The sequence below is a fragment of the Sphingomonas sp. genome (assembly GCF_025362505.1).
In the GTDB taxonomy this organism is placed as follows: domain Bacteria; phylum Pseudomonadota; class Alphaproteobacteria; order Sphingomonadales; family Sphingomonadaceae; genus Sphingomicrobium.
Genome location: NZ_JANYGG010000112.1, coordinates 1 through 9,911 on the forward strand (window position 1 = coordinate 1; position 9,911 = coordinate 9,911).

11 protein-coding genes are annotated in these 9,911 nt (G+C 67.2%); 8 read left to right on the forward strand and 3 right to left on the reverse strand.

The window, feature by feature from the left end:
- Both clpA and Q0R27_RS10895 read right to left on the reverse strand, forming a co-directional pair.
- On the reverse strand, positions 1-2,052 hold a 2,052-nt coding region (gene clpA, locus Q0R27_RS10890; RefSeq protein ID WP_293944411.1), incomplete at its 3' end, for an ATP-dependent Clp protease ATP-binding subunit ClpA.
- Between the two features lie 103 nt (positions 2,053-2,155).
- Complete coding sequence (locus tag Q0R27_RS10895; RefSeq protein ID WP_293944453.1) at positions 2,156-2,356, reverse strand: DUF1192 domain-containing protein; 201 nt, start codon at positions 2,354-2,356, stop codon at positions 2,156-2,158.
- A gap of 104 nt (positions 2,357-2,460) precedes the next feature.
- Here Q0R27_RS10895 and Q0R27_RS10900 point away from each other — a divergent pair, with 104 nt between their 5' ends.
- The 7 genes from Q0R27_RS10900 to queA all read left to right on the forward strand — a co-directional run bounded on the left by Q0R27_RS10900 (position 2,461) and on the right by queA (position 7,762).
- Positions 2,461-3,438: an NAD(P)H-quinone oxidoreductase gene (locus Q0R27_RS10900; RefSeq protein WP_293944478.1), complete on the forward strand. Its 978-nt coding sequence runs from the start codon at positions 2,461-2,463 to the stop codon at positions 3,436-3,438.
- A gap of 167 nt (positions 3,439-3,605) precedes the next feature.
- Complete coding sequence (locus Q0R27_RS10905) at positions 3,606-4,310, forward strand: DUF1013 domain-containing protein (RefSeq protein WP_293944413.1); 705 nt, start codon at positions 3,606-3,608, stop codon at positions 4,308-4,310.
- A gap of 62 nt (positions 4,311-4,372) precedes the next feature.
- Positions 4,373-4,621 carry an exodeoxyribonuclease VII small subunit gene (locus Q0R27_RS10910; RefSeq protein ID WP_293944415.1) on the forward strand — a complete coding sequence of 83 codons (249 nt, stop codon included), beginning with the start codon at positions 4,373-4,375 and terminating at the stop codon, positions 4,619-4,621.
- A complete protein-coding gene (locus tag Q0R27_RS10915; protein WP_293944441.1) occupies positions 4,611-5,525 on the forward strand; it encodes a polyprenyl synthetase family protein in 915 nt (304 codons plus the stop codon). The genes Q0R27_RS10910 and Q0R27_RS10915 overlap by 11 nt, the downstream gene beginning before the upstream one ends.
- A gap of 3 nt (positions 5,526-5,528) precedes the next feature.
- Positions 5,529-6,029 (forward strand): pantetheine-phosphate adenylyltransferase, encoded by a 501-nt coding sequence (gene coaD, locus Q0R27_RS10920; RefSeq protein ID WP_293944443.1) that lies wholly within the window; start codon positions 5,529-5,531, stop codon positions 6,027-6,029.
- 24 nt (positions 6,030-6,053) lie between these two features.
- The gene (locus Q0R27_RS10925) at positions 6,054-6,695 is read left to right on the forward strand and encodes a peptidylprolyl isomerase (RefSeq protein WP_293944445.1); all 642 of its coding nucleotides are present in this window, start codon (positions 6,054-6,056) and stop codon (positions 6,693-6,695) included.
- Positions 6,695-7,762: a tRNA preQ1(34) S-adenosylmethionine ribosyltransferase-isomerase QueA gene (queA, locus tag Q0R27_RS10930; RefSeq protein ID WP_293944447.1), complete on the forward strand. Its 1,068-nt coding sequence runs from the start codon at positions 6,695-6,697 to the stop codon at positions 7,760-7,762. The genes Q0R27_RS10925 and queA overlap by 1 nt, the downstream gene beginning before the upstream one ends.
- Here the strand turns inward: queA and Q0R27_RS10935 are convergent.
- On the reverse strand, positions 7,747-8,502 hold the full coding sequence (locus tag Q0R27_RS10935) for a TSUP family transporter (RefSeq protein WP_293944449.1): 756 nt from the start codon (positions 8,500-8,502) through the stop codon (positions 7,747-7,749). The two genes, queA and Q0R27_RS10935, sit on opposite strands and share 16 nt — an antisense overlap.
- A gap of 47 nt (positions 8,503-8,549) precedes the next feature.
- Between Q0R27_RS10935 and tgt the strand changes: the two genes are divergently transcribed.
- Positions 8,550-9,761, forward strand: a complete 1,212-nt coding sequence (gene tgt, locus Q0R27_RS10940; RefSeq protein ID WP_293944451.1) for a tRNA guanosine(34) transglycosylase Tgt — start codon at positions 8,550-8,552, stop codon at positions 9,759-9,761.
- Positions 9,762-9,911 lie beyond the last annotated feature (150 nt).

The following is a 9,911-nucleotide window of genomic DNA, read 5'->3' on the forward strand; positions in this document are numbered from 1 at the left end:
GTTGCGGTCGGCCAGCTGGAGTTCGAGCTGGAGGATGAACTTGTCGACAACCCGTGCGACCACCGCGGGCGGCAGGTAGGCGAACGGGACCACCGCATCCAATCGGTTGCGGAATTCGGGGGTGAACATCTTCTTGATCGCGTCCTCCTGGACGTCCTCGCGGTCCGACGCGCCGAACCCGATCCCCTCGCGCGCCATGTCCGACGCGCCGGCATTGGTGGTCATGATCAGGATGGTGTTGCGGAAATCGACGGTCTTGCCGTGGTGATCGGTCAGCTTGCCGTGGTCCATCACCTGCAGAAGGATGTTGAACAGGTCGGGGTGGGCCTTTTCGATTTCGTCGAGGAGGAGGACCGAGTGCGGCTGCTGGTCGACCGCGTCGGTCAGCAGGCCGCCCTGTTCGTAGCCGACATAGCCCGGCGGCGCGCCGATCAGCCGACTGACCGAGTGGCGCTCCATATATTCGGACATGTCGAACCGCTGAAGCGGGATGCCGAGGACCGAGGCGAGCTGGCGCGCGACCTCGGTCTTGCCGACGCCGGTCGGGCCCGAGAAGAGATAGCTTCCGATCGGCTTGTCGGGTTCGCGTAAGCCGGCGCGGCTGAGCTTGATCGCCGAGGCGAGCTTCTCGATCGCCATGTCCTGGCCGAACACGACGCGCTTGAGGTCGATTTCGAGATGCTGGAGCGTTTGCTTGTCGTCGCTCGACACCGACTTCGGCGGGATGCGGGCCATGGTCGCGACGACCGCCTCGATCTCCTTGGTGGTGATGATCTTCTTGCGGCGCGAGGGGGGCACCAGCATCTGCATCGCGCCGACCTCGTCGATCACGTCGATCGCCTTGTCAGGCAATTTGCGGTCGTGAATGTAGCGCGCGCTGAGCTCGACCGCCGACTTGATCGCGTCGGGGGTGTAGCGGACCGAATGGTGCTGCTCGAACGCCGAGCGCAGGCCAGCGATGATCTTGATCGTGTCCTCGATCGTCGGCTCGTTGACGTCGATCTTCTGGAACCGGCGAAGCAGCGCGCGGTCCTTTTCGAAATGGTTGCGGAATTCCTTGTAGGTGGTCGAGCCGATGCAGCGGATCGCGCCCGATGACAGCGCGGGTTTCAGCAGGTTCGACGCGTCCATCGCCCCGCCCGAGGTCGCGCCGGCGCCGATGACGGTGTGAATCTCGTCGATGAACAGGATCGCGTCGGGCATCTTCTCGAGCTCGTTGACGACCGACTTCAGCCGCTCCTCAAAGTCGCCGCGATAGCGCGTGCCGGCGAGCAGCGAACCCATGTCGAGCGAGTAGATCACCGCGGGGAGCAGCACCTCGGGCACGTCGCCCTCGACGATCTTGCGCGCGAGGCCTTCGGCGATCGCGGTTTTGCCGACGCCGGGGTCGCCGACGTAAAGCGGGTTGTTCTTCGACCGGCGGCAGAGGATCTGGACGGTGCGGTCGACCTCGGCATTGCGCCCGATCAGCGGGTCGATCTTGCCGGTCTTGGCCTTCTCGTTGAGGTTGACGGTGAACTGGGCGAGCGCGCTTTCCTTCTTGCCGTCGCTCTTGGCTTCGGGCTTGTCCTCGGACCCGGTGCCAGTCGGCGGAGTGGGCTCACCCGGCGTATCGCCCTTGCCGACGCCGTGCGAAATATAGGTTACCGCGTCGAGCCGGCTCATGTCCTGCTGCTGGAGGAAATAGACCGCATAGCTCTCGCGCTCGGAGAACAGCGCGACGAGCACGTTGCCGCCGGTCACCTCGTCGCGGCCCGACGACTGGACGTGTAGGATGGCACGCTGGACAACACGCTGGAAGCCGCTGGTCGGGGTCGGGTCGGTCGCCGAGTCCGAGACGAGCGCGCCAAGCTCGTTGTCGAGGTAATGCTTGACCGTCCCGCGCAGGTCGTCGCGGTTGACCCCGCACGCGGTCATCACCTTTGAGGCGTGCTCGTCGTCGATCAGCGCGATCAGCAGATGTTCCAGCGTGGCATATTCGTGGCGCCGCTTGCTCGCTTCGCCCAGCGCATCGTGGAGAGTCTTTTCGAGATCGCGGGCGAAACTGGGCATGAATTACTCCTACCTCGCGCCAGGGGAAGGCGCGGTCCGTGAAGCCAATGTCGTGAGGTGACCCGCGCCAATCAAGGGCGGCGTGCCGCGCGACGCAATCGATTTATCGCTTGTTGAACAGAGCATCGGCGCTGGCGCGGTGGAGCGCCACTTCGGCCATGTGGGTTTCGATGCGCGCGATCTCGGCGTGAAGCGCGGCGATCCGCGCCTCCAGCTCCCCGGTCGACAAGGGGCCGAGGTCCTGGCGCGCAAGCTCGGTCAGCGGGTCGCTGGGCTTGCCGGAGAAGAGATCCTCAAGGTCCATCGCGCCGCCAGCGTTGACCCGGGCGGTCGTCATGTCAATAAGCGCGCTCCTTCGAACAGAGTGAGACCGGCGTGAGCGACATTCCCGCAACGATGCCTGCCATGATGACCGCGATCGAGATCAGCGAGCCGGGCGGGCCCGAGGTGCTGAAAGCCGTCCAGCGGCCGGTGCCGGTGGCGGGACCGGGCGAAGTGCTGGTCAAGGTCGCCGCCGCCGGGGTCAACCGCCCCGACGTGCTGCAGCGACTGGGCGCTTACCCGCCGCCGCCGGGTGCGTCGGACATTCCCGGGCTCGAGATCAGCGGCACGGTCGTCGCGGCGGGCGAGGGCGGGGCGCAGCTGATCGGCACCAAGGTGTGCGCGCTGGTCGCGGGGGGCGGCTATGCGGAATATTGCGTCGCGCCGGTCGGGACCTGCCTGCCGGTGCCCGAAGTGCTGCGGATGATCGAGGCCGCGGCGATCCCCGAAACGCTGTTCACCGTGTGGATCAACCTGTTCGAGCGCGGTTTCGCGGCCGACGGGGACACGGTGCTGGTCCACGGCGGGACGAGCGGGATCGGGACGATGGCGATCCTGCTTGGCAATTTGTTCGGGCTCGAGGTGATCGTGACCTGCGGCTCGGACGACAAATGCGCCTCGGCGGTCGAACTCGGCGCGGCGCACGCGATCAATTACAAGGAAACCGATTTCGTCGACGCGGTCGAGCGCTGGACCGAGGGGCGCGGCGTCGCGGTGGTGCTCGACATGGTCGGCGGCGATTATGTCGCGCGCAATCTCAAATGCCTGGCCGACGACGGCCGCCACGTCTCGATCGCGGTGCAGCGCGGGGCGACCGCCGAAGTGCCGATCTTCGAGCTGATGCGCCGCCGGCTGACGATGACCGGCTCGACCCTCCGCCCGCGCGATGTCAACTTCAAGACGATGGTCGCCGACGAGCTGGCGAAGACGGTGTGGCCCTATGTCGAGGGCAACCGCCTGAAACCGGTGATCGACGCCACCTTCCCGCTGGCCGAGGCGGCGGCGGCGCATGCGCGGATGGAGTCGGGCGAACATGTCGGAAAGATCGTGCTCGAAATAAGCTGACGGCTATATTTCCCCACAATGGGTTGGGACGACGATCGTGGCCGACGCTACTTGCCCTTCGTCCCGGCGCGGCCTAAACCCTTCCACGCACTAGGCCGCTCCGTGAAGGGGCGGCCCTTTTTATTCCGGCCGCGCCCCGACGCGGTCAAAACGCTCTGGAGAGACCCGTGGCCCAACCCCTCATGCCCCATGCCACCGCCGCCTGGCTGGTCGACAACAGCGCGCTGTCGTTCGAGCAGATTGCCGAATTTTGCGGCCTTCACATCCTCGAGATCCAGGCGATCGCCGACGATACGGCGGCGACCAAGCTGACCGGACGCGACCCGATCCGCGCCGGCGAGCTGACCCACGAGGAGATCGAGAAGGGGCAGAACGACCCCGAGCATCACCTCAAGATGCACAAGGAGCCCGACCCCATCCGCCGCACCAAGGGCCCGCGCTACACCCCGGTCAGCAAACGCCAGGACAAGCCCGACGGCATCGCCTGGATCCTGCGCAACCATCCTGAAGTGACCGACGGCGCGATCGGCAAGCTGATCGGCACGACCCGCACGACGATCGCCGCGCTGCGCGAGCGGAGCCACTGGAACATGGCCAACATCCAGCCCAAGGACCCGGTCACGCTCGGCCTGACGACGCAGCGCGAGTTGGACGCGGCGGTCGCCAAGGCGGCCAAGGCGGCGGGCATGGCGGCGCCGACCGACACCCGGCTCGAGGGCGACCGCGCCGCGCTGATCGTCGAGCTGCGTGCCGAGCGCGAGCAGCATCACCGCGATGCCGAGGCGGCGCTCGCCGCGGCCGAGGCGGGCGAGCCCGACACTTCGGACGAAATTGTCCCCGGCATCAAGGATCCGTTCAAGCGCCAGAGCTGAGGGCGAAAAGTTCTTGGGCGGCAAGAGCTTGAAAAGCGGTTCGGCGGGGGACAGGATGCGCCATGGCCGATGATGGACCCGATATTGGATCGCTGAGCTTCGAGGCGGCGCTGGCCGAACTCGAGGGGATCGTGCGCAACCTCGAGCAGGGGTCGGCGCCGCTCGACCAGTCGATCGAGCTGTACCAGCGCGGCGATGCGCTCAAACGCCATTGCGAGGCGCGACTGAAGGCGGCGCAGGCGCGGATCGAGCAGATCAGCCTTGGCCCCGACGGTCAGCCGGCCGGCACCCGGCCGTTCGATGGCGACTGATATGCTGACGCTGCCGGCGGTCGATCTCGACGGCGAAGCGCGCGCGGTCTCGGCCGAGGTCGACGCACTGTTCACGCGGCTGCTCAAGCCCCCCGGCGACGGCCGCGACCGGCTGTACCAGGCGATGGCCCATGCCGCGATCGGTGGCGGCAAGCGGCTTCGCCCGCTCCTGACCGTCGCGACGGCGCGGCTGTTCAACCTCGACCGGACGCGCGCGGTTCGCGTCGGCACTGCAATCGAGGCGATCCACGTCTATTCGCTGATCCACGACGATCTGCCGTGCATGGACGATGACGACCTGCGCCGCGGCAAGCCGACCGTCCACAAGGCGTTCGACGAAGCGACCGCGGTGCTCGCCGGCGACAGCCTCCACGCGCTGGCGTTCGAGATCCTCGCCGATCATGCGACCTCCGCCAACCCGGTGGTCCGCGCCGAGCTCGTCGGCGATCTTGCCCGCGCGTCGGGGCCCGACGGGATGGCGGGCGGGCAGATGATGGACCTCGCCGCCGAGGGGCAGTCGCTCGATATCGCCGCGATCGGCCGGCTCCAGCAATTGAAGACCGGCGCGCTGATCGAACATTCGGTCGAGGCGGCGTGCATCATGGCCGGGCTCGCTTCCCAAGCCCGCACACCTTACCGCGGCTATGCCCGCAACGTCGGGCTGGCTTTCCAGATCGCCGACGATCTGATCGACCACGGCGGCGACGAAGCGAGCGCCGGCAAGCGCGTCGGCAAGGACGCCGCGGCCGGCAAGGCGACGTTCGTCTCGCTGCTCGGCGAGGAGCGCGCCCGCGCCCAGGCCGACCTGCTCGTCGCCCAGGCGATCGAGCATCTGCACGACCACGGCGCCGAGGCCGATTTGCTCCGCGCGATCGCGCGCTTCGCTGTCGAGAGGGACCATTAGATCATGCGCATTGGCGTTTATCCGGGCACCTTTGACCCGCTTACCCTGGGTCATCTCGACATCATCCGGCGAGGCGCGCAGATCGTCGACCGGCTGATCGTCGGGGTGACCACCAACCCGTCGAAATCGCCGATGTTCGCGGTTCACGAACGGCTTGCGATGGTCCGCCGCGAGCTTGCCGCGATCGACGGCGATATCGGCGTGGTCGAGTTCGATTCGCTGCTGATGGATTTCGCCGAGCGCGAGGGAGCGAGCATCATTATCCGCGGACTGCGCGCCGTCGCCGACTTCGAATATGAGTATCAGATGGCGGGAATGAACCAGCAGCTCAACGATAGCATCGAGACGGTCTTCCTGATGGCCGACGTGTCGCTCCAGCCGATCGCGTCACGCCTGGTTAAGGAAATCGCCCGCTATGGCGGCAAGATCGACAAGTTCGTGCCGCCGGCGGTCGCCGTCGACGTGGCGCGGCACCTTGGCGCACAACTGACGGCGGCGAAGTAGGTCGCTGTTCCGGGAGGAATTATGGTGAAGTCGTTGATGTTTCTGCCGTTCGCCGCGCTGGCCCTGACCGCCGCCAAGCAGGCTCCAGTACCGGTTGCGGCGCCGGTCAGCATGATCGCGCCCGCCGCGGTCGCCGCCGATCCGGCGAACCGGCTGACGCTCGAGCTGTCGACCGGCGGACGGGTGGTGCTTCAGCTGCGCCCCGACGTCGCCCCGCTCGCGGTCCAGCGCATCCAGCTGCTGGCGCAGCAGCATTTCTACGACGGGCTGAAATTCCACCGCGTCATCCCCGGTTTCATGGCGCAGGGCGGCGATCCCAAGGGCGACGGCTCGGGCGGCTCGCCGCTGCCCGACCTCAAGGCCGAGTTCAACGACCTGCCGCACCTGCGCGGTTCGATGTCGATGGCGCGCGCGGCCAGCTCCGACAGTGCCAACAGCCAATTCTACATCATGTTCGGCCCCAAGGCCTCGCTCGACCATAAATACACCGTCATCGGTCGAGTGATCGAGGGCATGGCGGCGGTCGATGCGATCGCCCCGGGCGAGCCGCCCGAAGCGCCGACGACGATCGTCCACGCGACGATCGGCGCGCCGGTCGCGATGGCCGAAGCACCTGCGACCATCGCGGTTGTTACGCCTGCTCCGGAAGTGCCGCCGAGCAAATAATGCGGGTTGAACTGTTCGACTTCGAGCTGCCGACCGACCGCATCGCCCTTCGCCCGGCGCGCCCGCGCGACGCGGCGCGGATGCTGTGCATCGCGGGCGAAGCGATCGGCGACTACATGGTGCGCGACCTGCCATCGCTGCTCCGCGCGGGCGACGTGCTGGTGTTCAACGACACCCGCGTCATCCCGGCGCAGCTCGAGGGGCGGCGCGGGCGTAGTGTGGACGGCCCGCAAAGCGGGCCTGGGCCGAAGATCGGGGCGACGCTCCACAAGCGCGCTGGCCCGCGCGAGTGGTGGGCGTTCGTCCGCAATGCGCGGCGGGTGCGGGTCGGCGACGCGATCGACTTTGGTCACGGCGTCACGGCGTCGCTGGTCGAAAAGGGCGACGACGGCGCGCTGCTGCTGAGCTTTCACGGCGACGAACCGGTCGAGCTACTGCTCGATCGCGCCGGGTCGATGCCGCTGCCGCCCTACATCGCGTCGAAGCGCGCCACCGACGAGGCCGACGCGCAAGACTATCAGACGATGTTCGCCGACCAGCCCGGCGCGGTCGCCGCGCCGACCGCCGCGCTGCACTTCACCCCGGCGCTGCTCGGCGCGCTCGACGCGGCGGGTATCGCGCGGGTGACGCTGACCCTCCACGTCGGCGCGGGCACCTTCCTGCCGGTCAAGGCCGACGACACCAATGACCACCGCATGCACGCCGAATGGGGCCGCATCGACCCCGCCACCGCCGACCGCCTCAACACGGCGCGCGCGAATGGCGGGAGGATCATCGCGGTCGGCACCACCTCGCTGCGCCTGCTCGAAAGCGCGTGCGGCGAGGATGGCCTGGTCCACCCGTTCGAAGGCGACACCGCGATCTTCATCACGCCCGGCTATCGCTTCAAGGCGATCGACGGGCTGATGACCAATTTCCACCTGCCCAAATCGACCTTGTTCATGCTGGTCAGCGCACTGATGGGGCTTGATACGATGCAGGCGGCGTACGCCCACGCGATTGCGCAAGGCTACCGTTTCTACAGTTACGGCGACTCCTCGCTGCTGCTGCCTCAGCCGGCGAAATAGCTCCACACGATCCGCGCGGTGAGCGCGAGGCTGAGCACCACCAGCAGCGGCCGGATCAACTTTGCGCCGAAGCGCATCGCGCTGTGGCTGCCGAGCCAGCCGCCGGTCATCGAGCCCAGCGCCATGCACAGCCCGAGGCTCCATAGGATATGTCCGCCAAGCGCGAAGAAGGTTACGCTGGCGATGTTGCTGGTGAGGTTGAGCAGCTTCGCCAGCGCGGTCGCGCGGGTCAGCCCGAGGCCGCGCAGTCCGACCAGGCTGGTGGCGAAGAAACTGCCGGTTCCGGGGCCGAAGAAGCCGTCGTAGAAGCCGATCGCGCCGGCCAGCGGGGCATAGGCGGGGCGCGACAGCCGCTCGTGCGCGTCGGCGTCGCTCATCCGCGGCGACAAGAGGATGTAGGCGGCGTTGGCGATCAGCAGGACGGGGATGACGATGCGGAGCGCGTCGGCCTTGATCGCCTGGACGAGCAGAACGCCGATCGACGCGCCGACGAACACCGCCGCGACCAGCGGGATATTGCGGCGCCACTCGATCATCCCGGCGCGGGCGAAGTTGGCGGTGGCGACCGAGGTGCCGAACATCGACTGGATCTTGTTGGTGCCCAGCGCATGGAGCGGCGGCACTCCGGCGGCAAGCAGCGCGGGCACGGTGATCAGCCCCCCGCCCCCGGCAATCGCATCGATGAACCCGGCCAGCACGGCGGTCGCGGTCAGCGCGAGGTAGAGCCAGGGTTCGATCATCTGCGCGCTGTAGCGGGGACCTGCCCAAGCAGCTAGGACCCGCGCCGATGACCCGATTTTCATTCACCATCGCCGCGACCGACGGCGCGGCGCGGACCGGCGCGATTGTCATGCAGCGCGGCGAGATCGCCACGCCGGCGTTCATGCCGGTCGGCACCGCCGCGACAGTCAAGGCGATGAAGCCCGAGGGAGTGCGCGGGTCGGGGGCGGATATCCTGCTCGGCAACACCTATCACCTGATGCTGCGGCCGGGGGCGGAGCGCGTCGCGCGGCTGGGAGGTTTGCACCGCTTCATGGGGTGGGACCGGCCGATCCTGACCGACAGCGGCGGCTATCAGGTGATGAGTCTCGGCGAGTTGACGAAGAAGTCGGAGGAGGGGGTGCGGTTCAAGTCGCATCTCGACGGGTCGCTCCACATGTTGACCCCCGAGCGGTCGATCGAGGTGCAGCGGTTGTTGGGGTCGGACATCGTCATGGTGTTCGACGAATGCACGCCGTTTCCGGCGACTGCGGAGCAGGCGGAAAGCTCGATGGAGCGGTCGATGCGTTGGGCGCGGCGATCACGCGACGCGTTCGACGGGGGCGGCGAGCATGCGGATCGCGCCGCGCTGTTCGGCATCCAGCAGGGGTCGATGGTCGAGTCGCTTCGCAAGCGGTCGTCCGAGGCGCTGATCGAGATCGGGTATGATGGCTATGCGGTCGGCGGGCTGGCGGTGGGGGAGGGACATGACGCGATGTGCGGGGTGCTCGACTTCGCCGTCGACATGCTCCCGCGCGACCGCCCGCGCTACCTGATGGGGGTCGGCAAGCCCGACGACATCGTCGAGGCGGTTCGGCGCGGGATCGACATGTTCGACTGCGTCCTGCCGACACGGTCGGGGCGGACGGGGCAGGCGTTCACGCTCGATGGCCCGATCAACATCAGGAACGCGAAATTCGCCGAGGACCGCGAGCCATTGGAGCCGGGCTGCCCGTGTCCGACCTGCACGACCTATGAGCGCGCCTATGTCCACCACCTCGTGCGGTCAGCAGAGATATTGGGCGCGATGCTGATGACCGAGCATAATCTGTGGTTTTATCAACGGCTGATGCAGGGGTTGCGGGACGCGATCGGGGAGGGGCGGTTGGAGGGGTATGCGGGGGAGCTTTTGGGGCGGTATCGTCAGCCCGACAAGCTGAGTGGGCTAAAAGATAAGAATCGAAAGCTGATTTTTCGGCGCCCCGCTGGCTCTTCCAAGGGCCAAACCGACGTCGTTTGACGTATCAACATTATACCAAGTCCCTTGGGCTCTGACTCAACGCGGGGGATTCCCAAGACGGCTATGATCTGATTCAACATCGCAAGCTGTGGGAGGTTTGCGATGGCGTCGGCGGTCGGGCTGCGGGGTGATTTTGATGGGGTGGGGCTG